Annotated in this window: 21 protein-coding genes and 2 tRNA genes; 20 read left to right on the forward strand and 3 right to left on the reverse strand. The window is 56.0% G+C overall.

Features of this window, described 5'->3' with window-relative positions; translation table 11 throughout:
- Nucleotides 1-52 precede the first annotated feature (52 nt).
- Nucleotides 53-346 (reverse strand): ribosome assembly RNA-binding protein YhbY, encoded by a 294-nt coding sequence (gene yhbY / locus JK621_RS01130; RefSeq protein ID WP_004933536.1) that lies wholly within the window; start codon nt 344-346, stop codon nt 53-55.
- Between the two features lie 143 nt (nt 347-489).
- Here yhbY and rlmE point away from each other — a divergent pair, with 143 nt between their 5' ends.
- The 19 genes from rlmE (at nt 490) to yedF (ending at nt 20,305) form a co-directional block, all read left to right on the forward strand.
- Nucleotides 490-1,119 (forward strand): 23S rRNA (uridine(2552)-2'-O)-methyltransferase RlmE, encoded by a 630-nt coding sequence (gene rlmE, locus JK621_RS01135; RefSeq protein ID WP_004952836.1) that lies wholly within the window; start codon nt 490-492, stop codon nt 1,117-1,119.
- A 56-nt stretch (nt 1,120-1,175) separates the two neighbouring features.
- Nucleotides 1,176-3,107 carry an ATP-dependent zinc metalloprotease FtsH gene (gene ftsH / locus JK621_RS01140; RefSeq protein WP_037430164.1) on the forward strand — a complete coding sequence of 644 codons (1,932 nt, stop codon included), beginning with the start codon at nt 1,176-1,178 and terminating at the stop codon, nt 3,105-3,107.
- A gap of 92 nt (nt 3,108-3,199) precedes the next feature.
- Complete coding sequence (gene folP / locus JK621_RS01145; protein WP_212558296.1) at nt 3,200-4,033, forward strand: dihydropteroate synthase; 834 nt, start codon at nt 3,200-3,202, stop codon at nt 4,031-4,033.
- Nucleotides 4,034-4,040: 7 nt separating this feature from the next.
- On the forward strand, nt 4,041-5,378 hold the full coding sequence (glmM, locus tag JK621_RS01150) for a phosphoglucosamine mutase (RefSeq protein WP_212558297.1): 1,338 nt from the start codon (nt 4,041-4,043) through the stop codon (nt 5,376-5,378).
- Nucleotides 5,379-5,629: 251 nt separating this feature from the next.
- Nucleotides 5,630-5,965, forward strand: coding sequence for a preprotein translocase subunit SecG (secG, locus tag JK621_RS01155; RefSeq protein ID WP_004952849.1), 336 nt, complete (start codon nt 5,630-5,632; stop codon nt 5,963-5,965).
- Between the two features lie 77 nt (nt 5,966-6,042).
- A tRNA-Leu gene (locus tag JK621_RS01160) sits at nt 6,043-6,129 on the forward strand.
- Between the two features lie 60 nt (nt 6,130-6,189).
- Nucleotides 6,190-6,266, forward strand: a tRNA-Met gene (locus tag JK621_RS01165).
- A 217-nt stretch (nt 6,267-6,483) separates the two neighbouring features.
- Nucleotides 6,484-6,936 carry a ribosome maturation factor RimP gene (gene rimP / locus JK621_RS01170; RefSeq protein WP_004952852.1) on the forward strand — a complete coding sequence of 151 codons (453 nt, stop codon included), beginning with the start codon at nt 6,484-6,486 and terminating at the stop codon, nt 6,934-6,936.
- Between the two features lie 21 nt (nt 6,937-6,957).
- On the forward strand, nt 6,958-8,466 hold the full coding sequence (nusA, locus tag JK621_RS01175; protein WP_212558298.1) for a transcription termination factor NusA: 1,509 nt from the start codon (nt 6,958-6,960) through the stop codon (nt 8,464-8,466).
- 24 nt (nt 8,467-8,490) lie between these two features.
- Nucleotides 8,491-11,178 (forward strand): translation initiation factor IF-2, encoded by a 2,688-nt coding sequence (gene infB, locus JK621_RS01180; protein ID WP_004952860.1) that lies wholly within the window; start codon nt 8,491-8,493, stop codon nt 11,176-11,178.
- A gap of 68 nt (nt 11,179-11,246) precedes the next feature.
- Entirely contained in the window at nt 11,247-11,657 is a 411-nt protein-coding gene (gene rbfA, locus JK621_RS01185) for a 30S ribosome-binding factor RbfA (protein WP_004952863.1), read from the forward strand.
- Nucleotides 11,657-12,601: a tRNA pseudouridine(55) synthase TruB gene (gene truB, locus JK621_RS01190; RefSeq protein ID WP_212558299.1), complete on the forward strand. Its 945-nt coding sequence runs from the start codon at nt 11,657-11,659 to the stop codon at nt 12,599-12,601. Before rbfA ends, truB begins: the two co-directional genes overlap by 1 nt.
- Nucleotides 12,602-12,762: 161 nt before the next feature.
- The gene (gene rpsO / locus JK621_RS01195) at nt 12,763-13,032 is read left to right on the forward strand and encodes a 30S ribosomal protein S15 (protein WP_004933502.1); all 270 of its coding nucleotides are present in this window, start codon (nt 12,763-12,765) and stop codon (nt 13,030-13,032) included.
- Between the two features lie 256 nt (nt 13,033-13,288).
- Nucleotides 13,289-15,412: a polyribonucleotide nucleotidyltransferase gene (gene pnp / locus JK621_RS01200; RefSeq protein WP_212558300.1), complete on the forward strand. Its 2,124-nt coding sequence runs from the start codon at nt 13,289-13,291 to the stop codon at nt 15,410-15,412.
- Between the two features lie 128 nt (nt 15,413-15,540).
- The gene (gene nlpI, locus JK621_RS01205; protein ID WP_065505782.1) at nt 15,541-16,425 is read left to right on the forward strand and encodes a lipoprotein NlpI; all 885 of its coding nucleotides are present in this window, start codon (nt 15,541-15,543) and stop codon (nt 16,423-16,425) included.
- 247 nt (nt 16,426-16,672) lie between these two features.
- Complete coding sequence (gene yrbN, locus JK621_RS25560; protein ID WP_223499600.1) at nt 16,673-16,747, forward strand: protein YrbN; 75 nt, start codon at nt 16,673-16,675, stop codon at nt 16,745-16,747.
- Nucleotides 16,737-18,707 (forward strand): DEAD/DEAH family ATP-dependent RNA helicase, encoded by a 1,971-nt coding sequence (locus JK621_RS01215; RefSeq protein ID WP_212558301.1) that lies wholly within the window; start codon nt 16,737-16,739, stop codon nt 18,705-18,707. Before yrbN ends, JK621_RS01215 begins: the two co-directional genes overlap by 11 nt.
- Nucleotides 18,708-18,854: 147 nt before the next feature.
- Entirely contained in the window at nt 18,855-20,069 is a 1,215-nt protein-coding gene (gene yedE / locus JK621_RS01220) for a selenium metabolism membrane protein YedE/FdhT (protein ID WP_212558302.1), read from the forward strand.
- On the forward strand, nt 20,066-20,305 hold the full coding sequence (gene yedF / locus JK621_RS01225; RefSeq protein WP_004952879.1) for a sulfurtransferase-like selenium metabolism protein YedF: 240 nt from the start codon (nt 20,066-20,068) through the stop codon (nt 20,303-20,305). Before yedE ends, yedF begins: the two co-directional genes overlap by 4 nt.
- Nucleotides 20,306-20,313: 8 nt before the next feature.
- Here yedF and JK621_RS01230 read toward each other — a convergent pair whose 3' ends face one another.
- Nucleotides 20,314-21,180, reverse strand: a complete 867-nt coding sequence (locus JK621_RS01230; RefSeq protein ID WP_212558303.1) for a helix-turn-helix transcriptional regulator — start codon at nt 21,178-21,180, stop codon at nt 20,314-20,316.
- A gap of 121 nt (nt 21,181-21,301) precedes the next feature.
- Between JK621_RS01230 and JK621_RS01235 the strand changes: the two genes are divergently transcribed.
- A complete protein-coding gene (locus JK621_RS01235) occupies nt 21,302-22,744 on the forward strand; it encodes an MFS transporter (protein ID WP_212558304.1) in 1,443 nt (480 codons plus the stop codon).
- Nucleotides 22,745-22,787: 43 nt separating this feature from the next.
- On the opposite strand, the gene JK621_RS01240 is transcribed toward JK621_RS01235, so the two are convergent.
- A complete protein-coding gene (locus tag JK621_RS01240) occupies nt 22,788-23,801 on the reverse strand; it encodes a luciferase-like monooxygenase (RefSeq protein ID WP_212558305.1) in 1,014 nt (337 codons plus the stop codon).
- Between the last annotated feature and the right edge of the window lie 210 nt (nt 23,802-24,011).

Genomic DNA, 24,011 nt, shown 5'->3' on the forward strand with positions numbered 1-24,011 from the left:
GGCCTTTTATCTGAGTCAGGCGCATGGCACCTTTTCGTTAACTCAATGCTTATTAACGCGGTAGACTGATCTTGCGCTCTTTCGAAGGGCGGTAAAGAATAAGCGTACTGCCGATGACTTGTACGTTGCAGGCACCCGTTTCACGTACGATAGCGTCGGCGATCAGGGTTTTGGTTTCGCGATCTTCAGCAGCGATTTTTACCTTGATCAGCTCATGATGCTCCAGAGCCTGTTCAATTTCAGCCAGCACCCCTTCGGTGAGACCGTTATTACCCAGCATGACAACCGGTTTTAACGGATGCGCCAAGCCTTTCAGGTGCTGTTTTTGTTTATTATTCAGATTCATTGTCTTTTTTGCTTAAGTTGGGATTGAAAACGGTACATTCTACCGCCATCTCATGTATATCACCAAATCGGTCTTCACCGGTGTGAGTCTACGTGAGCAGCGAACCTGACATAAGACTCTTTTTATGATAGTTGGAAAACGAGATGGCTAATAAAAAGCGTTCTGCTAGCTCCAGTCGCTGGTTACAAGAACACTTTAGCGATAAATATGTGCAACAGGCGCAGAAAAAAGGGCTGCGTTCGCGCGCCTGGTTTAAACTTGATGAAATACAGCAGAGTGACAAGCTGTTTAAACCCGGTATGACCGTAGTGGATTTAGGTGCAGCGCCGGGCGGTTGGTCGCAATATGTAGTAACGCAGATCGGCGGTAACGGTCGCATCATCGCCTGTGATATTTTGCCAATGGATCCTATCGTTGGCGTCGATTTCCTTCAGGGCGATTTTCGTGATGAACTGGTGCTTAAAGCTCTGTTGGAACGTGTAGGTGAAAGTAAGGTTCAGGTGGTTATGTCTGACATGGCCCCGAATATGAGTGGCACTCCGGCCGTCGATATTCCGAGATCGATGTATCTGGTGGAATTAGCACTGGGAATGTGTCGTGATGTCCTCGCACCAGGCGGAAGTTTCCTGGTGAAGGTGTTCCAGGGAGATGGCTTTGACGAGTACCTACGGGAAATTCGCTCCCTGTTTACGAAGGTTAAGATTCGTAAGCCAGACGCTTCCCGCGCACGTTCGCGCGAAGTGTACATTGTAGCGACAGGGCGCAAGCTGTAGTACCCTAACGCTGTTTGTTAACACAGTTGTAATATGAGGTTAATCCCTTGAGTGACATGGCGAAAAACCTAATACTCTGGTTAGTCATCGCGGTAGTGTTGATGTCTGTATTCCAGAGCTTTGGGCCCAGCGAGTCGAATGGCCGTAGGGTGGATTACTCTACCTTCATGTCCGAACTGACCCAGGACCAGGTTCGCGAAGCGCGAATCAACGGACGTGAAATTAACGTTACCAAGAAAGACAGTAACAAATACACGACCTACATCCCTGTCAACGATCCTAAGTTGCTGGATACGTTGTTGACGAAAAATGTGAAAGTTGTTGGTGAACCGCCTGAAGAGCCGAGTTTGCTGGCTTCTATCTTTATTTCATGGTTCCCGATGCTGTTGCTGATCGGGGTCTGGATCTTCTTCATGCGGCAGATGCAGGGCGGCGGCGGAAAGGGCGCGATGTCCTTCGGCAAGAGCAAGGCCCGTATGCTGACGGAAGACCAGATCAAAACCACTTTTGCTGACGTTGCCGGTTGCGATGAAGCAAAAGAGGAAGTGAGCGAACTGGTAGAATACCTGCGCGAGCCGAGCCGTTTCCAGAAATTGGGCGGCAAGATCCCGAAAGGCGTGCTGATGGTGGGCCCGCCGGGGACCGGTAAAACCCTGTTGGCGAAAGCCATCGCAGGTGAGGCGAAAGTGCCGTTCTTCACCATTTCCGGCTCCGACTTCGTGGAAATGTTTGTGGGTGTGGGCGCTTCCCGCGTGCGCGACATGTTCGAGCAGGCCAAGAAGGCGGCACCGTGCATCATCTTCATCGATGAAATCGACGCCGTCGGTCGCCAGCGTGGCGCCGGTCTGGGTGGCGGTCATGATGAACGTGAGCAAACGCTGAACCAAATGCTGGTTGAGATGGACGGTTTTGAAGGCAATGAAGGCATTATCGTCATCGCCGCGACCAACCGTCCGGACGTGCTTGACCCGGCGTTGCTGCGTCCAGGCCGTTTCGACCGTCAGGTCGTGGTGGGTCTGCCGGACGTGCGTGGCCGTGAACAAATCCTGAAGGTGCATTCACGTCGCGTGCCACTGGCGCCAGACGTTGACGCCTCTGTGCTGGCTCGCGGTACCCCGGGCTTCTCCGGTGCCGACCTGGCTAACCTGGTCAACGAAGCGGCGCTGTTTGCCGCTCGCGGCAACAAACGCGTCGTGTCGATGGTTGAGTTCGAAAAAGCCAAAGACAAGATCATGATGGGTGCGGAACGTCGCTCCATGGTGATGACGGAAGCGCAGAAAGAGTCGACCGCGTATCACGAAGCAGGTCACGCCATTATCGGCCGTCTGGTTCCTGAACACGATCCGGTGCACAAGGTCACTATTATTCCGCGTGGCCGTGCGTTGGGCGTTACCTTCTTCCTGCCGGAAGGCGATGCGATCAGCGCCAGTCGTCAGAAACTGGAGAGCCAAATTTCTACTCTGTACGGCGGTCGTCTGGCTGAAGAGATTATTTACGGGCCAGAGAAAGTCTCTACCGGCGCGTCGAACGACATTAAAGTGGCGACCTCGATTGCCCGCAACATGGTGACCCAATGGGGCTTCTCCGAGAAGCTGGGGCCGCTGCTGTATGCGGAAGAAGAGGGCGAAGTGTTCCTGGGCCGTTCCGTGGCCAAGGCGAAACACATGTCGGATGAAACTGCGCGCATCATCGACCAGGAAGTGAAATCCCTGATCGAACGCAACTACATCCGTGCGCGTGCATTGTTGATGGAAAACATGGACATCCTGCATTCAATGAAGGATGCCTTGATGAAGTATGAAACCATCGATGCGCCACAGATTGACGATCTGATGAACCGTAAAGATGTGCGTCCGCCAGCGGGTTGGGACGATGTGAACAAGGGCAGCAATTCCGATAACGGCGGCACTCCAAAAGCCCCGACGCCGGTAGATGAGCCACGCACGCCGAACCCGGGCAATACCCTGTCTGAACAGCTAGACAAGTAACTTCGGCTGTGTAATAACATCGAACCCCGGCATGCCGGGGTTTTTTATTGCCCGGCGGGCAGTGACCCAGGCAACAGTAAGGTGAATTAGCGATGCAGTTAACCGTGCGAGACATGACTCTCGATCTTTCCCATCCACGAGTGATGGGGATCCTCAACGTAACCCCGGATTCTTTCTCTGACGGCGGCCGTCACAACACCTTGAATCAGGCGCTGTTGCATGCGCATGCGCTGATTTCGGCCGGTGCGACCATGATTGACGTGGGGGGCGAGTCGACCAGACCGGGAGCCGCGGAGGTCAGTGAAGAGGAAGAGATCGCACGAGTGGTGCCCGTAGTCGAAGCGATTGCCCAGCGTTTTGAAGTTTTTATCTCTGTGGATACCTCGAAAGCCGGGGTGATCCGCGAGTCGGCTCAGGCGGGGGCGCATCTGATTAACGACGTTCGTTCGCTGCAAGAGCCGGGTGCGCTGGCGGCGGCTGCAGAAAGCGGTCTGCCGGTGTGCCTGATGCACATGCAGGGGGAGCCACGCACCATGCAGCAGGCACCGCACTACGATGATCTTATCGGCGATGTGCACGCATTTTTCCAACGGCATATCGAACGCTGCAATGCTGCCGGCATTACAAATCAGAAATTGCTGCTCGACCCCGGGTTCGGTTTCGGTAAGAATTTAGCGCACAATTATCAGCTTCTGGCCAGGTTGTCAGAATTTCATCGCTTCGGCCTGCCGCTATTGGTAGGGATGTCGCGTAAGTCGATGATTGGACAACTGCTGAATGTCCCCCCGGAACAGCGGGTTATCGGCAGCGTAGCCTGTGCGGTGATCGCCGCTATGCAGGGCGCGCAGATTGTCAGAGTGCATGACGTTAAAGAAACCGTCGAGGCGATGCGTGTCGTCGAGGCAACACTTTCAGCTAAGGGATGACAGAGACATGAGTGAGCGCAAATATTTTGGTACCGACGGCATTCGTGGCAAAGTCGGCGATAGCCCTATTACCCCGGATTTCGTGCTGAAACTTGGCTGGGCGGCGGGTAAGGTGCTGGCACGTCATGGCTCCCGTAAAATCATTATCGGCAAAGATACCCGCATTTCAGGCTACATGCTGGAGTCGGCACTGGAGGCCGGCCTGGCCGCTGCGGGGCTATCCGCCTCGTTCACCGGGCCGATGCCGACGCCGGCGGTGGCTTATCTGACGCGTACCTTCCGTGCTGAAGCCGGTATCGTGATCTCTGCATCACATAACCCATTCTACGATAACGGTATTAAGTTCTTCTCCATTGACGGGGCGAAGCTGCCGGATCATGTTGAAGAGGCCATTGAAGCCGAAATGGAAAAACCGCTGACCTGCGTGGAATCTGCCGAATTGGGCAAGGCCAGCCGGATTATCGATGCCGCCGGTCGTTACATCGAATTCTGCAAAGGTACCTTCCCGAGTGAACTGAGCCTGAAGGGCCTGAAAATCGTGGTGGACTGCGCCAACGGCGCGACCTACCACATCGCACCGAGCGTGTTGCGTGAACTGGGCGCCACGGTGATTGCTATCGGTGTTGAGCCGGACGGCATGAATATCAATGAGAAATGCGGCGCGACCGATGTTCGCCAACTGCAAGAACGCGTATTGCTTGAAAAAGCGCATATCGGCCTGGCGTTTGACGGAGACGGCGACCGCGTGATGATGGTTGATCACCTTGGCAACAAGGTGGATGGCGACCAGATTCTGTATATCATCGCCCGTGAGGGGTTGCGTCAGGGCCAGTTGCGCGGTGGCGCCGTCGGTACGTTGATGAGCAACATGGGCCTGGAACTGGCGCTTAAGCAGCTTGGCATCCCGTTTGCCCGTGCGAAAGTGGGTGACCGCTATGTACTGGAGAAGCTGCAGGAGCTGGGCTGGCGCATTGGCGCGGAAAACTCCGGTCACGTGATCTTGCTGGACAAAACCACGACGGGTGATGGCATCATCGCCGGCCTGCAGGTGCTGACCGCGATAGTGCGTAACAGCATGAGCCTGCACGATCTCTGCAGCGGCATGAAACTGTTGCCGCAGATCCTGGTGAACGTGCGTTTTGTCGGCGAGCACAACCCGCTGGAGTCGGAAGAGGTGCGCAAAGTCACCGAGCAGGTTGAAACCGAGTTGGCTGGCCGCGGCCGCGTTCTTTTGCGTAAATCAGGTACCGAGCCGCTGATCCGCGTGATGGTGGAAGGTGAGGATGAACAGCAGGTTACCGCGTTGGCGCACCGTATCGCCGATGCTGTAAAGGCTGCCGGTTAACGGACCGTTGACAAACCGGGGGCCGTCTGCGGCCCCCGGAAAACACAGCCCGCGAATTTTATTGGTGCTTTTTTCCGCAAACGCGCCGGCGGCTGCAAATTGCCCTTGCGCGGGTTGGCGGCTTTGGTTAGTATTCACACCCGCTTCAGTGGGCAGTTTGATACGATGCCTGCGACTTCTTAATAGAAAAGAAGCCTTTGGGGTGTGAAGCATTTGGCACGCGGTGAAGCCGCAAGGATACGGGTACAACTATGTACGAAGCTCTTCTGGTAATTTTCCTGCTGATCTCAATCGGGCTGGTTGCTCTGATTATGCTGCAGCAAGGTAAAGGCGCTGATATGGGAGCCTCATTCGGAGCAGGTGCGTCTGGCACATTGTTCGGTTCGAGTGGTTCCGGTAACTTCATGACCCGCATGACGGCTATTTTGGCGGCATTGTTCTTCGTCATCAGTTTGATCCTGGGCAACCTGAGCACCAACCAGAGCAAGAAAGGCAGCGAGTGGGAAAACCTCGGTCAGCCAGTGAAATCTGAGCAGACTACCGCGCCGGCAGCACCAACCAAGCCGAGCAGCGATATCCCGCAGTAAGCGGCAAGCAGTAGCAGAGTTTGAAAGCGGTTGTTGTTACCTCAATAAAATAACAGCCGTTAGCAGTAAGAATCAGTACCGAGGTGGTGGAATTGGTAGACACGCTACCTTGAGGTGGTAGTGCCCTAACGGGCTTGTGGGTTCGAGTCCCATCCTCGGTACCAAATCCCAGAGATAACTTGCAATTTTGCGATTATCGGCGTAGTATTTGCCACGTTTTCGGACGCGGGGTGGAGCAGCCTGGTAGCTCGTCGGGCTCATAACCCGAAGGTCGTCGGTTCAAATCCGGCCCCCGCAACCACTTTCCTTTAAGTGTTTATTTTCAAATACACTTTTCGATTGAATTCCGCTTTTCTCGAACAACATTTGAAAATGGCACTTGTTAGAAAGTTGCACCGAAGCCGCTTTGCGGCAAACAGGGTCCAGTTGCATAAAGCCCCGAATTTTCGGGGTTTTTTGTTATTTGGCAACAGAATCACTGGGCTATTAGGCCCTTTTTTTATGTCTTGGGGGTGGGCTTGTCCACATTAGAGCAAAAATTAACAGAGATGCTTTCGGCACCGGTAGAAGCGTTGGGCTTTGAGCTTGTAGGCATCGAATTTATTCGTGCGCGCCAATCGACGCTCCGCATCTATATTGATAGTGAAAATGGCATCAATGTTGACGATTGTGCTGATGTCAGCCACCAGGTCAGCGCTGTATTGGACGTCGAAGAGCCAATCACAGTCGCTTACAACTTGGAAGTCTCCTCTCCTGGCCTTGATCGCCCGATGTTCACCGCCGAGCACTATACTCGTTTCCTCGGTGAAGAAGTCAGCCTGGTCCTGCGCATGGCCGTACAGAACCGTCGCAAATGGCAGGGCATTATCAAGTCTGTCGATGGCGAGATGATCACGGTTACTGTGGAAGGGAAAGATGAAGTGTTCGCGCTGAGCAACATCCAGAAAGCGAACCTGGTACCCCACTTTTAAAGTTTGGATGAGGCAACTAGGATGAATAAAGAGATTCTGGCTGTTGTTGAAGCTGTTTCCAACGAAAAATCCCTTCCGCGTGAGAAGATTTTCGAAGCGTTGGAAACCGCATTAGCCACCGCAACCAAGAAAAAATACGAGCAGGAAATCGAGGTTCGCGTCAGCATTGACCGCAAAACCGGCGATTTCGATACCTTCCGTCGTTGGGTCGCCGTAGATGAAGTGACTCAACCAACGCGTGAAATCACGCTGGAAGCCGCTCAGTACGAAGAGCCTGGCATCGAATTGGGCGGGTACATCGAAGATCAGATCGAATCTGTGACCTTTGACCGCATCACCACCCAAACCGCGAAACAGGTTATCGTACAGAAAGTACGTGAAGCCGAACGCGCCATGGTCGTCGACGCTTTCCGCCAGCACGAAGGTGAAATCGTCACCGGCGTGGTGAAGAAAGTTAACCGTGACAGCATTGCGCTGGACCTGGGCAGCAACGCAGAAGCGGTCATCGGTCGCGAAGACATGCTGCCGCGCGAAAACTTCCGTCCGGGCGACCGAATTCGCGGCATATTGTATGCCGTCCGTCCTGAAGCTCGTGGCGCACAGCTGTTCGTCAGCCGCTCCAGCGCTGATATGCTGAAAGAACTGTTCCGCATCGAAGTACCGGAAATCGGCGAAGAAGTGATTGAGATTAAAGCGGCAGCCCGTGATCCTGGCTCCCGTGCAAAAATTGCTGTGAAAACCAACGACAAGCGCATCGATCCGGTCGGCGCCTGCGTGGGTATGCGCGGTGCGCGCGTTCAGGCCGTTTCGAGCGAACTCGGCGGCGAACGCATCGATATCATCCTGTGGGATGATAACCCTGCGCAGTTCGTCATCAACGCCATGGCGCCGGCAGACGTTGCCTCGATCGTGGTTGATGAAGATAATTGCACCATGGATATCGCCGTTGAAGCCAGCAATCTGGCACAGGCGATCGGCCGTAATGGCCAAAACGTGCGTTTGGCCTCCCAATTGTTAAAACAGCATCGTGACGATGACCGTTGGGAACTGAACGTGATGACGGCGGACGATCTGCAGGCCAAGCACCAGGCCGAAGCTCATGCCGCCATTGATACCTTCACCAAGTATCTTGATATCGACGAAGATTTCGCCACCGTACTGGTCGAAGAAGGCTTCTCTACTCTGGAAGAGTTGGCTTATGTGCCAATCAAAGAGCTGCTGGAAATTGACGGTCTGGATGAAGATATGGTTGAAGCGTTGCGCGATCGCGCCAAAGCTGCATTGACCACGCTTGCCCTGGCCCAAGAAGAGAGCCTGGGTGACCAAAAACCTGCTGACGATTTGCTCAACCTTCCGGGTCTTGAGCGCAGCATGGCCTTTAAACTGGCCGCGCGTGGGGTTTGTACGCTGGAAGATCTTGCCGAGCAGGGTGTTGACGATCTGGCGGATATTGAAGGGCTTAGCGATGAGCAAGCCGGCGAGCTGATTATGGCCGCACGTAATATCTGTTGGTTTGGCGACAACGCGTAATAAACTGTAGCAGGAAGGAACAGCATGACGACAGATGTAACCGTAAAATCGCTGGCAGCAGAGATTCAGACTCCAGTTGATCGCCTGGTACAGCAGTTTGCTGATGCAGGGATCAACAAGTCTGAGACAGACTCTGTGACCCAGCACGAGAAAGAAGCCTTACTGGCGCACCTTAACCGTGAACACGGTAGTGCGCCGGGTAAGCTCACGTTGCAGCGCAAAACGCGCAGCACCTTGAATATTCCGAGCACCGGCGGTAAAAGTAAATCGGTGCAAATCGAAGTCCGCAAGAAACGCACTTATGTAAATCGCGATACGCCAGAAGCCCAGCAGGCTGAAGCGGCAGAGCAGGCACAGCGTGAAGCGGAAGAGCAGGCACAGCGCGCAGCGGAAGAGCTGGCGAAACGCGAAGCAGAAGCAAAGCGCGCAGCCGAAGACCAAGCCAAACGTGAGGCCGCGGAGATTGCTAAGCGTAATTCAGCGGAAAAAGAAAAAGTGACCAATCAACATACCGACGAAATGACCAAGCCAGCTCAGGCAGAAAAAGCACGCCGTGAAGCCGAAGCCGCAGAACTGAAACGTAAAGCGGAAGAGGAAGTGCGCCGCAAGGTTGAAGAAGACGCCAAGCGCGTAGCGGAAGAAGCGCGCCGCATGGCCGAAGAGAACGGCGAGAAGTGGGCCGAAGCTGAAGCAGCAAGCGCTGCGGTCGAAACAGCCGATTACCACGTGACCACCTCTCAGCACGCCCGTGCAGCCGAAGACGAAAACGACGCCAAAGTTGAAGGCGAGCGCCGCGCCCGCACTCGTGGCGGCAAAGCGACCAAGCAGAAGAAAGGCAACAAGCTTTCCGAGTCTAAAGCAGACCGCGAAGAAGCGCGCGCCGTTACCCGTGGCGGTAAAGGCAAGCGTAAGCCAAGTACTCTTCAGCAGGGCTTCAACAAGCCGGCTCAGGTGGTTAACCGTGACGTTGTGATCGGCGAAACCATCACCGTAGCCGAACTGGCTAACAAAATGGCGGTTAAAGGCTCTCAGGTCATCAAAGCGATGATGAAACTGGGCGCAATGGCCACCATTAACCAGGTCATCGACCAGGAAACCGCACAGCTGGTTGCCGAAGAGATGGGCCACAAAGTTATCCTGCGTCGTGAGAACGAGCTGGAAGAAGCGCTGATGAGCGACCGTGATACCGGTGCTGCCGCTGAGTCGCGTGCACCTGTCGTGACCATCATGGGCCACGTTGACCACGGTAAAACTTCTCTGCTGGACTACATCCGCTCCACCAAGGTGGCAGCAGGCGAGGCCGGTGGTATTACCCAGCATATCGGTGCTTACCACGTAGAAACCGACAACGGCATGATCACCTTCCTGGATACCCCAGGTCACGCAGCCTTTACCTCAATGCGTGCCCGTGGTGCTCAGGCGACCGACATCGTTGTTCTGGTTGTTGCTGCCGACGACGGCGTGATGCCGCAAACCATCGAAGCTATCCAGCATGCGAAAGCAGCGAAGGTGCCGTTGGTGGTTGCAGTGAACAAAATCGACAAGCCGGAAGCCGATCCGGACCGCGTTAAGCAGGAACTGTCCCAGTACGGCGTTATGCCGGAAGAGTGGGGCGGCGAAGCACAGTTCGTTCACGTATCTGCGAAAGCCGGTACCGGTATCGACGAACTGCTGAACGCTATCCTGTTGCAGGCTGAAGTTCTCGAACTGAAAGCCGTACGCAGCGGCATGGCCAGCGGCGTGGTTATCGAATCCTTCCTGGATAAAGGTCGTGGTCCGGTTGCTACCGTGCTGGTGCAGGAAGGTACGCTGAACAAAGGCGATATCGTTCTGTGTGGCTTCGAATACGGCCGCGTACGTGCGATGCGTGACGAGCTGGGTCGCGAAGTGACCTCTGCGGGTCCTTCCATTCCGGTTGAGATCCTGGGCCTGTCCAGCGTTCCTGCCGCCGGTGACGAAGCGACAGTGGTGCGTGACGAGAAGAAAGCGCGTGAAGTTGCGCTGTACCGTCAAGGCAAGTTCCGCGAAGTCAAGCTGGCACGTCAGCAGAAATCTAAACTGGAAAACATGTTCGCTAACATGACCGACGGTGAAGTTTCTGAGCTGAACATCGTACTGAAATCTGACGTACAGGGTTCTTGTGAAGCGATTTCCGAATCACTGCAGAAACTCTCTACCGACGAAGTGAAAGTGAAGATTGTTGGCTCCGGCGTAGGGGGTATCACCGAAACCGACGCAACGCTGGCAGCGGCTTCCAACGCTATCATCCTGGGCTTCAACGTCCGTGCCGACGCTTCTGCGCGCCGCGTGATTGAAGCTGAAAGCCTGGATCTGCGTTACTACTCCGTGATCTATAACCTGATCGACGAAGTGAAGCAGGCGATGAGCGGTATGCTGGCGCCTGAATACAAGCAGCAGATCATCGGTCTGGCCGCAGTGCGTGACGTGTTCAAATCACCGAAATTCGGCGCCATCGCAGGTTGCATGGTTACCGAAGGGACAATCAAGCGTCACAACCCAATCCGCGTTCTGCGCGACAACGTGGTTATCTATGAAGGCGAGCTGGAATCCCTGCGCCGCTTCAAAGATGACGTTAACGAAGTCCGTAACGGCATGGAATGTGGTATCGGCGTTAAGAACTACAACGACGTGCGCGTCGGCGACATGATCGAAGTGTTCGAAATCATTGAGATTCAACGCACCATCGCTTAACGCTTGCACATCTGCTTAAGTCTGTTCCGGGGGGCCTTGTGCCCCCCGATTTGTCTGGAGAATCCATAATGGCAAAAGAATTCAGCCGCGGTCAGCGCGTGGCACAAGAGATGCAAAAAGAGATTGCGATCATTCTGCAGCGTGAAGTCAAAGACCCGCGTATCGGCATGGCTACCGTTTCCGGTGTAGAAGTTTCTCGTGATTTGGCCTATGCCAAGGTTTACGTCACCTTCCTGAACGTGTTGACCGAAAACGCCGATCCGGATCTGGTGCCTAAAGGCATTAAAGCTCTGGAAGACGCTTCCGGCTACATCCGCACGCTGCTGGGTAAAGCCATGCGCCTGCGCGTGGTGCCTGAGCTGACCTTCGCGTACGACAACTCACTGGTGGAAGGCATGCGCATGTCCAACCTGGTGACCAACGTCGTGAAGAATGACGCCGAACGCCGTTCCGCATCAGGCGATGACGAGGAGGCTTAATGAGTCGCCCTCGTCGCCGCGGCCGTGATATTCACGGCGTACTGTTGCTGGACAAACCGCAGGGCCTGTCGTCCAACGACGCTCTGCAAAAAGTGAAACGCCTTTATAACGCCAATCGCGCGGGCCACACCGGCGCGCTCGATCCGCTGGCGACAGGCATGCTGCCGATTTGCCTGGGCGAGGCGACCAAGTTCTCGCAATTCCTGCTCGATTCCGATAAACGCTATCGTGTCATTGCCAGGCTGGGTCAGCGCACCGACACCTCGGATGCGGACGGCCAGATTGTGCAAGAGCGCCCGGTGAATTTCACCCAGGCGCAACTCGATGCGGCGCTGGACAGTTTCCGCGGCGATATCAAGCAGGTGCCGTCGATGTACTCGGCACTGAAATATCAGGGCAAGAAACTCTACGAGTATGCGCGCCAGGGTATCGAAGTACCGCGCGAAGCGCGCAGCATCACGGTGTATGAACTGCAGTTTATTCGCTGGGAAGGCGATGAGCTGGAGTTGGAAATTCACTGTTCGAAAGGCACCTACATCCGCACCATCACCGATGATCTCGGCGAATTGCTGGGCTGCGGCGCGCACGTGATCTATCTGCGTCGCCTGCAGGTAGCGACCTATCCGATCGAACGCATGGTCACGCTTGAGCAGTTGAATGCGCTGCTGGAGCAGGCCCAGGCACAGGACATCGCGCCTGGCGAGTTGCTCGATCCGTTGCTGATGCCGATGGACAGCCCGGTAGAAAACTACCCGGAAGTGAATTTGCTGCCGGTCGTTGCGGGTTACGTCAAGCAGGGGCAGCCGGTACAGGTTGCCGGCGCGCCGGCCTCGGGCATGGTGCGAATGACCGAAGGTGAAGAGCGTAAATTTATCGGCGTCGGCGACATTGCCGATGACGGTCGCGTAGCGCCGCGCCGCCTGGTAGTCGAACATTTCGACTGAGGGTGGAAACGCACTGCCTTGCGATCGCACTGCGCACATCCCCAACACCCCTGTAGCTTGAAGGATGACGGGGATAAGAGTAGAATGGCGCAGCTTATGCATTGGGTTGCTGAATTAGAGATCGGCGCCTGTATTTATTATCTATAATCTGGAGTATGACAATGTCTCTAAGTGTTGAAGCTAAAGCTCAAATCGTAGCTGATTTTGGTCGTGGTACTAACGACAGCGGTTCTACCGAAGTTCAGGTTGCCCTGTTGACTGCGCAGATCAACCATCTGCAAGGCCACTTCTCAGAACACAAAAAAGATCACCACAGCCGTCGTGGTCTGCTGCGTATGGTTTCTCAGCGTCGTAAGCTGCTGGATTACCTGAAGCGTAAAGATGTAGCACGTTACACCAGCCTGATCGAGCGTCTGGGTCTGCGTCGCTAATCTAGCAAGTTTCAGCGGAAAGGGGCCTATTTTGGCCCCTTTCTTCTAGGAAGCATAAGCAAATCAGGTTAATGTATTACTGATGTTTCCAAACAGGTTCTTCCGTTACAGAGGTTCGCGCGGCTAATGAGAGGCTTTGTCTCAGGCTTGAGATAAGGATTGTCATTAGTCGCGAGGATGTAGTGAGAAGGCAAATCGAGTCACTGGCGTGTTGAGTCGTCAATACGATTGCGCGCCGTTAATCAAGGATATAATTTTGCTGACACCGATCATTCGCAAATTCCAGTATGGCCAGCATACCGTCACCATCGAGACCGGTATGATGGCTCGTCAGGCCACCGCCGCCGTTATGGTGAGCATGGATGACACCGCAGTATTCGTTACCGTCGTTGGCCAGAAAAAAGCCAAACCAGGCCAAAGCTTCTTCCCACTGACCGTTAACTACCAGGAGCGTACTTACGCTGCTGGTCGTATCCCGGGCAGCTTCTTCCGTCGTGAAGGCCGTCCGAGCGAAGGCGAAACCCTGACCTCACGCCTGATTGACCGTCCGATCCGTCCACTGTTCCCGGACAGCTTCCTGAATGAAGTTCAGGTGATCGCGACCGTAGTTTCCGTTAACCCGCAGGTAAACCCGGACATCGTTGCGATGATCGGCGCTTCTGCTGCCCTGAGCCTGTCCGGTATTCCGTTCAACGGCCCAATCGGCGCTGCACGCGTGGGTTACATCAACAATCAGTACGTGCTGAACCCAACCACCGACGAGCTGAAAGAAAGCAGCCTGGACTTGGTGGTTGCCGGTACCGCTGGCGCAGTGCTGATGGTTGAATCCGAAGCTGACGTTCTGAGCGAAGATCAGATGCTGGGCGCGGTGGTCTTTGGCCACGAGCAACAGCAGATCGTTATCGAAAACATCAACTCCCTGGTTGCCGAAGCCGGCAAGCCTAAGTGGGACTGGCAGGCGCCTGCAGTCAACGAAGCGCTGCACGCGCGCGTTGCAGAACTGGCGGAAAGCCGTCTGGGCGACGCTTATCACATCACCGAAAAACAAGAGCGTTACGCTCAGGTAGATGCGATCAAGAGCAGCGTAATTGAAACTCTGCTGGCACAGGACGAAACCCTGGACGCGTCTGAAATTCAGGACATCCTGGGCAGCGTTGAGAAAAACGTTGTACGTAGCCGCGTGCTGCGTGGCGAGCCGCGTATCGACGGCCGCGAAAAAGACATGATCCGTGGCCTGGACGTGCGCACCGGCGTGCTGCCGCGTACCCACGGTTCCGCACTGTTCACCCGTGGCGAGACTCAGGCTCTGGTTACCGCAACGCTGGGCACCGCTCGCGACGCGCAGAATCTGGACGAGCTGATGGGCGAGAAGACCGACAGCTTCCTGTTCCACTATAACTTCCCTCCGTACTCCGTAGGTGAGACAGGTATGGTGGGTTCGCCTAAACGTCGTGAAATTGGTCACGGTCGCCTGGCGAAACGCGGCGTATTGGCTATGATGCCTAAACCAGAAGATTTCCCGTACACGGTGCGTGTGGTTTCTGAAATCACCGAATCCAACGGTTCTTCTTCAATGGCTTCTGTCTGTGGTGCCTCTCTGGCGCTGATGGACGCAGGCGTGCCAATCAAGGCAGCCGTTGCGGGTATCGCAATGGGCCTGGTTAAAGAACAAGATAACTTTGTCGTTCTGTCCGACATTCTGGGTGACGAAGATCACCTGGGCGACATGGACTTCAAAGTAGCAGGTAGCCGTGACGGTATTACCGCGCTGCAGATGGACATTAAAATTGAAGGCATCACCCGCGAAATCATGCAGGTGGCACTGAACCAGGCCAAGGGCGCGCGTCTGCACATCTTGGGCGTAATGGAACAGGCTATCAGCACCCCGCGTGGCGATATCTCTCAGTTCGCACCGCGTATCCACACAATCCGAATCAACCCGGACAAGATCAAAGACGTGATCGGTAAAGGCGGCTCTGTCATCCGTGCGCTGACTGAAGAAACCGGTACTACCATCGAAATCGAAGATGATGGTACGGTTAAAATTGCTGCTACCGACGGTGAGAAAGCCAAGTTCGCTATCCGCCGCATCGAAGAGATCACCGCAGAGATCGAAGTGGGCCGTATTTACCAGGGTAAAGTTACCCGTATCGTTGATTTCGGCGCATTCGTGGCGATCGGCGGCGGTAAAGAAGGTCTGGTGCACATCTCTCAAATCGCTGACAAGCGCGTTGAGAAAGTGACCGACTACCTGCAAATGGGTCAGGAAGTACCGGTTAAGGTACTGGAAGTTGACCGTCAGGGCCGTGTGCGTCTGAGCATCAAAGAAGCGACAGCGCCAGAAGCAGACTCGTCTGCACCTGCGCCTGAAGCAGAATAACTGTATAGATAGATTTACAGCTCCCCGCCATGGGGTTGGGAGCTGTTCGTATCGCGCGGGTAGGATGCCTGCGTATTAGCAAACGGATGACAGGACGTTCATCCAATGTTTGTCTTCGGGAGTGGGAAATGAAGCCTTTCTTGCGCTGGTGTTACGTTGCGACAGCACTCATGCTGGCAGGATGCAGCAACCATGATTGGCGTAAAGACGAAGTTTTGGCGATCCCGTTGCAGCCAACGCTGCAGCAGGAAGTGATCCTGGCGCGCATGGAACAAATACTTGCCAGCCGGGCACTGACGGACGATGAGCGTGCGCAGCTTTTATATGAGCGCGGTGTGCTGTATGATAGCCTCGGGCTACGTGCACTGGCGCGCAATGATTTCTCGCAAGCGCTGGCGATACGTCCTGATATGCCGGAAGTTTTCAACTACCTGGGCATTTACTTAACGCAGGCAGGCAATTTTGATGCTGCCTATGAAGCGTTTGATTCTGTACTAGAGCTTGATCCAACTTACAATTACGCGCGTTTAAACCGGGGCATCGCACTGTATTATGGCGGCCGCTTCCCGTTGGCGCAGGATGATCTGCAGGCGTTTTATCAAGACGACCCAAACGATCCCTTCCGTTCGTTGTGGCTGTATCTTGTGGAAAGAGAAATCGATCCCAAGAAGGCTGACGTAGCGCTCCAGCAGCGTTATGACAAAGCGAACCGAGGGCAATGGGGATGGAATATTGTCGAATTCTACCTGGGCAACATCAGCGAAAAAACGCTGATGGAAAGGCTCAAGGCAGAGGCAACGGATAACACTTCGCTCGCTGAGCATCTCAGTGAAACTGACTTCTATTTGGGTAAACACTACCTGAGTCTGGGGGACAAGGACACCGCTTCGGCGCTGTTCAAACTGACGGTTGCTAACAACGTTCATAATTTCGTTGAGCACCGCTATGCATTGTTGGAATTGGCGCTGTTGGGCCAAGAACAAGACGACCTATCGGAATCGGACCAGCAATAGCTGACGAACACCTCTACCCAAAAGATTTCAAGTTGCGGCAAGGCGGCAATCGAACGAATCCCTGGGAGCTTAGTTCACTAAGTGACGAGGGTGAGGGAGAGCAGCCAACACAGCGGCGGCTTGGAAGATGAAGGGTAATCAGCCTGATTAACATTGGTTTTATAGCCAAAGTTATCGCCTTAACGGGCGAGGGCTTCTTTGTTCGTTTTATAATCTAATTTGAGCCGGTTCACACTTTTCAATGAAAATGACTGAAAATTTTCTCGACGAGTTATGTAGACTGGCTGCCATTATTAATGAGGCACGTGTACATGACTACTGAGCTTGAAACCTCTTTTGCTGACCTGGGGCTGTCTGCTCCTATCATTTCTGCCCTGACCGATCTGGGCTACGAAAAACCGTCACCGATCCAGGCTGAGTGTATTCCTCACCTGTTGAACGGCCGTGATGTGCTGGGCATGGCGCAGACCGGTAGCGGTAAAACTGCAGCGTTCTCGCTGCCACTGCTGCACAACCTTGACGCTTCCCTGAAGGCACCACAGATTCTGGTGCTGGCACCGACCCGCGAACTGGCGGTTCAGGTTGCTGAAGCGATGACTGATTTCTCTAAACATATGACTGGCGTTAACGTTGTTGCCCTGTACGGCGGCCAACGTTACGACGTGCAGCTGCGCGCCTTGCGTCAGGGCCCACAAATCGTAGTGGGTACCCCAGGCCGCCTGCTGGACCACCTGAAACGCGGCACGCTGAACCTCTCTAACCTGAGCGGTCTGGTGCTGGATGAAGCCGACGAAATGCTGCGCATGGGCTTTATCGAAGACGTAGAAACCATCATGGCGGAGATCCCGGCTGAACATCAGACCGCGTTGTTCTCTGCAACCATGCCGGAAGCGATCCGTCGCATTACCCGTCGCTTCATGAAAGATCCGCAGGAAGTGCGCATTCAGTCCAGCATCACTACCCGTCCGGACATCAGCCAGAGCTACTGGACTGCGCAAGGCATGCGCAAGAACGAAGCGCTGGTGCGTTTCCTGGAAGCTGAAGACTTTGATGCGGCGATCATCTTCGTGCGTACCAAAAACGCGACCCTGGAAGTGGCTGAAGCGCTGGAGCGCAGCGGTTACAGCAGCGCCGCACTGAACGGCGACATGAACCAGGCGCTGCGTGAGCAGACCCTGGAGCGTCTGAAAGACGGTCGTCTGGATATCCTGATCGCCACCGACGTTGCCGCTCGCGGTCTGGACGTTGAGCGTATCAGCCTGGTTGTGAACTACGACATCCCTATGGATTCCGAGTCTTACGTTCACCGTATCGGTCGTACCGGTCGTGCTGGTCGCGCCGGCCGCGCGCTGCTGTTCGTGGAAAACCGCGAACGCCGCCTGCTGCGCAACATCGAACGCACCATGAAGCTGACCATTCCAGAAGTTGAGCTGCCAAATGCAGAGCTGCTGGGTGAGCGTCGTCTGGCCAAGTTCGCCGCTAAAGTACAGCAACAGCTGGAAAGCAGCGATCTGGACATGTACCGCGCGCTGCTGGCTAAACTGCAGCCGGAAGAAGAGCTGGAAATGGAAACTCTGGCCGCAGCACTGCTGAAAATGGCGCAGGGCGAACGTCCTCTGATTCTGCCACCGGATCCGGTATTCAAACCGCGTCAACGTCGTGAGTTCAACGACCGTGACGATCGTGGCTCAGATCGCGGCAACGACCGTCGTCGTGACGCGCGTCCAGACAGCCGTGACGGTGGCGCTGAGCGTCCACGTCGCGAACGTCGTGACGTTGGCGAAATGCAGCTGTACCGCATTGAAGTGGGCCGTGATGACGGTGTGGAAGTTCGTCATATCGTTGGCGCGATCGCTAACGAAGGCGACATCAGCAGCCGTTACATCGGTAACATCAAGCTGTTTGCCGGCCACTCCACCATCGAACTGCCAAAAGGCATGCCGGGCGAGATCCTGTCTCACTTCACCCGTACCCGCATCCTGAACAAGCCGATGAACATGCAGTTGCTGGGCGATGCACAGCCGCATGAACGTCGTGAGCGTCGCGAAGGCGGGGCTCCTGGTGGCGAGCGTCGTGGCGGTGCTCGTCCGTTCAACGGCGAACGTCGCGAAGGTGCCGGCGCCGGTGCTCCACGTCGTTCTTTCAATGAGCGTCGCGAAGGCGGTAACGCCAACGCCGGTGGCGAACGTCGTGGCGGTAACTTCAACCGTGACGGCCAACGCGCACCGCGTCGTGATGATGCCGCTCCGGCTGCACCACGTCGCCGTTTCGGTGATGCATAACGTCTGATTTAGCCGTTCGCGGTTAGTCACACTGAAAAACCAGCCTTCGGGCTGGTTTTTTTATGCCTGAAATTTACCGTTAAGCGCGGTTAAATGGCGTATCCTTTATAAGGTTTTTTCTTATGGATACTACGCACAGGAGATGCCATGAGTTGGCAGCAATTTAAATCTCAATACCTGGTGCGCTTTTGGGCGCCACTGCCGGCGGTGATTGCCGCCGGGATACTCTCGACTTACTACTTCGGCATGACCGGCACCTTCTGGGCGGTAACCGGCGAATTTACCCGCTGGGGCGGCCATTTGTTGCAGGCGTTTGGCCTGCATCCCGAGCAATGGGGCTACTTTAAGGTTATCGGCCTTGAGGGCACGCCGCTGCAACGCATCGACGGTCGGATGATCATCGGTATGTTCGCCGGCTGCATCGCCGCCGCGCTGTGGGCCAACAACATCAAGCTACGCCGGCCACAGCACCGTATCCGCATTGTACAGGCGCTGTTGGGCGGCATTATCGCCGGCTTTGGCGCGCGGTTGGCGATGGGGTGTAACCTGGCGGCGTTTTTTACCGGCATTCCGCAGTTCTCGCTGCACGCCTGGTTCTTCGCGCTGGCAACCGCAGCCGGTTCTTACTTTGGCGCCAAATTTACCCTGCTGCCGCTGTTCCGTATCCCGGTGAAATTGCAAAAAGTGCAGGCGGCTGCGTCGCTGACGCAAAAGCCAGACCAGGCGCGCCGCCGTTTCCGCCTGGGGATGGTGATTTTCTGCCTGTCGCTTGCCTGGTCATTGTGGACGCTGTTTGATGCACCTAAGCTCGGCATCGCCATGCTGTTTGGCATCGGCTTTGGTCTGTTGATTGAACGCGCGCAGATCTGCTTCACCTCGGCGTTCCGCGATCTGTGGATCACCGGCCGCACCCACATGGCGAAAGCGATCATTATCGGCATGGCGGTCAGCGCCATCGGCATTTTCAGTTACGTGCAGCTCGGCGTCGCGCCTAAAATCATGTGGGCCGGCCCCAATGCGGTGATTGGCGGGCTGTTGTTCGGTTTCGGCATCGTGCTGGCCGGCGGTTGCGAGACCGGCTGGATGTACCGCGCGGTAGAAGGGCAGGTGCATTATTGGTGGGTCGGGCTGGGCAATATCATCGGCGCCACGTTGCTGGCTTACTATTGGGACGATTTGGCCCCGGTGCTGGCAACCGACTACGACAAGGTCAACCTGCTGGACACCTTCGGGCCGATCGGCGGCCTGCTGGTCACTTACCTGCTGCTGGCGCTGGCGTTTGCCGCCATGCTGTGGTGGGAGAAACGCTTTTTCCGCGCCAAACCCGACGCGCAGGTGGTTAATTTAAGGAGAGTGTCATGAAACAGGCGGCTATAGTGCCGGATTACCGGCTGGACATGCTCGGCGAGCCTTGCCCCTACCCGGCGGTGGCGACGCTGGAAGCGATGCCGCAGCTTAAACCGGGAGAGATTCTGGAGGTGATCAGCGATTGCCCGCAGTCGATCAATAACATCCCGCTCGACGCGCGCAACCACGGTTACAAGGTGCTGGATATCCAGCAGGACGGTCCGACCATCCGCTATCTTATCCAACGCTGACGCCAGGGTTACTCTGCGCCGCCGGTCAACTGATGCAGGCGGCGTTCACTCTGCTCATCTGCCGGTACATATACCAGCATCCGGTCGCCGTTGCGCGGCGCCGACCACCAGTTATTTTGCCGCAGGCTCATCACCCCCACCAAAGGATGGCGAAAGCGTTTGACGTTGTTGTCGACGCCGCGCACTTCATGCCGTTCCCAGATAGTGCGGAAATCTTCGGAGACCGCCATATAGCGCGCCAGTTGCGCTTCCCAGATCGGTTCACCCAAATGCTCCGCCATCTGAGCGCGGAACATCGCCACCATTTTCGGCATGACTTCATCCCAGTCCAGTTGGCTGGCACGCCAGTGTTCGTGGGTGAACGCCAGATAGATGCAGTTGCGATCTTCCGGCGGCAGCTCGGTCAGTTCGACGCCCATCAGCAAACAATAGGCCCGGTTGAACCCCAGAATATCGAAGCGTGCGTTGGAAATGATCGCCGGCAGCGGGTCGAGCTGATCAAGAATTTTTTGCCCGTATGCCGACAACTGCTCGCAGTCGCCGCTTTGCGTGGCCGCCGGCAAGCTTTGCCCCGCCAGCCTGAACAGGTGGTGAGTTTCCGCTTCGTTGCATTGCAGCGCATTGGCGATAGCGGTCAGCGTTTTTGGCGAAGCTTGAATTGGCCGCCCCTGTTCCAGCCAGGTGTACCAGGTGATGCCAACGTCGGCCAACTGCGCGACCTCTTCACGGCGCAGTCCGGGCGTGCGCCGTTGACGCATGCGCGCAAGCCCCAGTCGGTTGGGGTCCAGGCTCTCGCGGCGCGTGCGCAGAAAAGCGCCCAACAGCTTGCGGTTATCGGCGTGAACGGCAGCGGTAATGCGGGTAGTTACGGGCATGAATAATTTACTCCTGCAACGAGACCGGTAGTTTTTATACCATGATAATCAAGAACTGGTACCCGTGTATTTTAAAGGTGATGCTAATCACATTCCTGGGTTAACACAATGGATGAGAACAATGAGCGCACCTTCAACGGCGGCCAAGCTGGGCCGCGCGGGGTTGATTATTTTGTTGGCGGGGCAGTTGCTGCCGATGATCGATTTTTCCATCGTCAATGTCGGGCTGGATGCGATAGCACGGTCGTTGGGGGCCAGCCCGGCACAGCTGGAACTGATTGTGGCGGTCTATGGCGTGGCGTTCGCCGTCTGTCTGGCGATGGGCGGCCGCCTGGGGGACAACCTGGGGCGGCGCAACCTGTTCCTGTGGGGCGTGCGAATATTTGCCGTGGCCTCATTGATGTGCGGGTTGGCGAACTCCGTCTGGCTGTTACTGGTGGCCCGGGTGCTGCAGGGGGTTGGCGCGGCGTTTATCGTGCCGCAAATCCTGGCCACCATACACGTGTGCCTGCGGGGCCGCGAACATACCAAGGCGTTGGGAATGTACGGCGCTATCGGTGGGCTGGCGTTTATCGTCGGCCAGGTGCTGGGCGGGCTGTTGATCACCCTTGATATTGCCGGCACCGGCTGGCGCAGCGTATTCCTGATTAATATTCCGGTATGCCTGTTGGTGCTGGCCTGCGCCCACCGTTGGGTGCCTAATACCCGTGGGGAGAAGCGGGTGAACGTCGATCTCCCGGGCACGCTGTTGCTTGGATTGACCATCGTCTGCCTGCTGTTCCCGCTGGCATTGGGGCCGGTATGGCACTGGCCGTGGCCTTGCCTGGTGCTGTTGGCGGCCAGCATGCCGCTGTTGTGGCTATTGTTGCGGGTCGAACGGCGGCAGGAGCAACGGCGTAATTTCCCGCTGTTGCCACCCGCGCTGCTGCGTTTGACGAGCGTGCGCTTCGGGCTGGTGATCGCCATCCTGTTCTTCTCCTGCTGGAGCGGTTTTATGTTCGTGATGGCGCTGACGTTGCAGTCCGGCGCGGGGCTGAGTTCATTCCAGTCAGGCAATGCGTTTATCGCGCTGGGGGCGGCCTATTTTATTTCGTCGCTGCTGAGCAGCACGGTGGTGGAACACTTCGGCAAGGTACGGACGCTGATGTTTGGCTGTCTGATCCAGATGGTGGGTCTGTTGGCGCTGATGCTGACGCTGAAACTGGTTTGGCCGCATCCGGGGGTGTGGAATTTGATCCCGGCGACGGTGTTGATCGGCTTCGGGCAGGCGTTTATCGTCAGCAGTTTCTTCCGTATCGGCCTGTCTGACGTACCGCCAGAGCACGCCGGCTCCGGCAGCGCCATGCTGGCTACGGTGCAACAGACGGCATTGGGGCTGGGGCCGATCCTGCTGGGCACGCTGCTGGTGCAGATGCTGCATTTGGCGCCCGGTAATTACCTGAATGCGGTGCTGGTGGCGGTGGCGGCCGAATTTTGCCTGATGCTGGTGTTGCTGAGCTGTACGCTGCTGTTTCTGCGGGCCGATCGCCGCCTGCAGGCACGGGAAGTGGTAAAACAGGCCTGACGGCCGGTTAACGGTGGGGGAAGCCATTTCCCCCACTTTTCATTTAGCCTTTCACCACATCGCCTTTCACGCCGGCGACAATCTCAAACGAATGCAGCCGCGCCTGATGATCGAAGATCTGGCCATTGACCATGATTTCATCCGCGCCGGTTTCGCGCTGCAGCGCCTGCAGCCCGTGGCGAACGGTGCTTTCATTACCGACTATCGACATGCGCAGCGCCTGATCGACACCGTATTGCTCCCCGGCGGTCCACAGCGCGTGGATATTGTCCACCGGCGCCGGCAGCGGGCCCGGCGAACCGCGGCGCAGGTTAATGAATTGCTGTTGCATTGAGGTAAACAGCCGGCGGGCCTCTTCGTCGCTGTCGGCGGCCACCACGTTGACGCATACCATGGCATGCGGCTGTGCGCATTGTTCGGAAGGTTTGAAGTTATCGCGATACAGCTTCAGCGCCTGGAACAACATTTCCGGCGCAAAGTGGGAAGCGAAGGCGAACGGCAGGCCAAGCTGTGCCGCCAGCTGTGCGCTGTACAGGCTCGAACCCAGCAGCCAGAGCGGCACATGCAAACCCTGGCCCGGCACGGCCTGCACCGGTTGGCCCGGTTGCGCATCGCAGAAATAATGCTGCAGCTCCTGCACGTCGCGCGGGAAGTTATCCACTTCGCCGGAAAGGTGGCGGCGCAGCGCCATCATGGTGCGCTGATCGGTGCCGGGCGCACGGCCAAGGCCCAGATCGATACGCCCCGGATACAAGGATTCCAGCGTGCCGAACTGTTCGGCAATCACCAGCGGCGCATGGTTGGGCAGCATCACGCCGCCGGAGCCGAGGCGAATGCTCTGGGTGCCGGCGGCCAGAAAGCCCAACAGCACCGAGGTGGCCGCACTGCCGATCCCGGTCATATTGTGATGTTCCGCCAACCAATAGCGCTGATAGCCCCATTTTTCGGCATGCTGTGCTAAATCTAAAGAGGCGTGAAACGCATCGCGCGGTTTGGCCCCTTGCGGAATGGGGGATAAATCCAGTACCGAAAGCGGTACCACGGTTTTTTCAGTCATGACATCGTCCATCAGAGGAGTGATCGCTTAAAGGGCGATTGCAGGAGTCTGCAAACTACAAAGTCGAATGTGCTTTAGCATTAAAAGCATAATCCAATTTAGGGTTATAAAAGAGGATATATGTGCTTGTGATATCCTTATGAGAAAATGGTTTTTTAGAGCGTATTAAAATATGGACGTGATGATTCCCACCTGCCGCTTACCGTTCCG

Origin of the sequence: Serratia plymuthica, from assembly GCF_018336935.1 — a bacterium.
Classification (GTDB): Bacteria; Pseudomonadota; Gammaproteobacteria; order Enterobacterales; family Enterobacteriaceae; genus Serratia; species Serratia plymuthica_B.

Bases quoted from the DNA above. Each gene is read 5' to 3' on its own strand.
- yhbY (WP_004933536.1), bottom strand. From the start codon at position 346: ATGAATCTGAATAATAAACAAAAACAGCACCTGAAAGGCTTGGCGCAT.
- rlmE (WP_004952836.1), top strand. From the start codon at position 490: ATGGCTAATAAAAAGCGTTCTGCTAGCTCCAGTCGCTGGTTACAAGAA.
- ftsH (WP_037430164.1), top strand. From the start codon at position 1,176: ATGGCGAAAAACCTAATACTCTGGTTAGTCATCGCGGTAGTGTTGATG.
- folP (WP_212558296.1), top strand. From the start codon at position 3,200: ATGCAGTTAACCGTGCGAGACATGACTCTCGATCTTTCCCATCCACGA.
- glmM (WP_212558297.1), top strand. From the start codon at position 4,041: ATGAGTGAGCGCAAATATTTTGGTACCGACGGCATTCGTGGCAAAGTC.
- secG (WP_004952849.1), top strand. From the start codon at position 5,630: ATGTACGAAGCTCTTCTGGTAATTTTCCTGCTGATCTCAATCGGGCTG.
- nusA (WP_212558298.1), top strand. From the start codon at position 6,958: ATGAATAAAGAGATTCTGGCTGTTGTTGAAGCTGTTTCCAACGAAAAA.
- infB (WP_004952860.1), top strand. From the start codon at position 8,491: ATGACGACAGATGTAACCGTAAAATCGCTGGCAGCAGAGATTCAGACT.
- rbfA (WP_004952863.1), top strand. From the start codon at position 11,247: ATGGCAAAAGAATTCAGCCGCGGTCAGCGCGTGGCACAAGAGATGCAA.
- truB (WP_212558299.1), top strand. From the start codon at position 11,657: ATGAGTCGCCCTCGTCGCCGCGGCCGTGATATTCACGGCGTACTGTTG.
- rpsO (WP_004933502.1), top strand. From the start codon at position 12,763: ATGTCTCTAAGTGTTGAAGCTAAAGCTCAAATCGTAGCTGATTTTGGT.
- nlpI (WP_065505782.1), top strand. From the start codon at position 15,541: ATGAAGCCTTTCTTGCGCTGGTGTTACGTTGCGACAGCACTCATGCTG.
- JK621_RS01215 (WP_212558301.1), top strand. From the start codon at position 16,737: ATGACTACTGAGCTTGAAACCTCTTTTGCTGACCTGGGGCTGTCTGCT.
- yedE (WP_212558302.1), top strand. From the start codon at position 18,855: ATGAGTTGGCAGCAATTTAAATCTCAATACCTGGTGCGCTTTTGGGCG.
- yedF (WP_004952879.1), top strand. From the start codon at position 20,066: ATGAAACAGGCGGCTATAGTGCCGGATTACCGGCTGGACATGCTCGGC.
- JK621_RS01230 (WP_212558303.1), bottom strand. From the start codon at position 21,180: ATGCCCGTAACTACCCGCATTACCGCTGCCGTTCACGCCGATAACCGC.
- JK621_RS01235 (WP_212558304.1), top strand. From the start codon at position 21,302: ATGAGCGCACCTTCAACGGCGGCCAAGCTGGGCCGCGCGGGGTTGATT.
- JK621_RS01240 (WP_212558305.1), bottom strand. From the start codon at position 23,801: ATGACTGAAAAAACCGTGGTACCGCTTTCGGTACTGGATTTATCCCCC.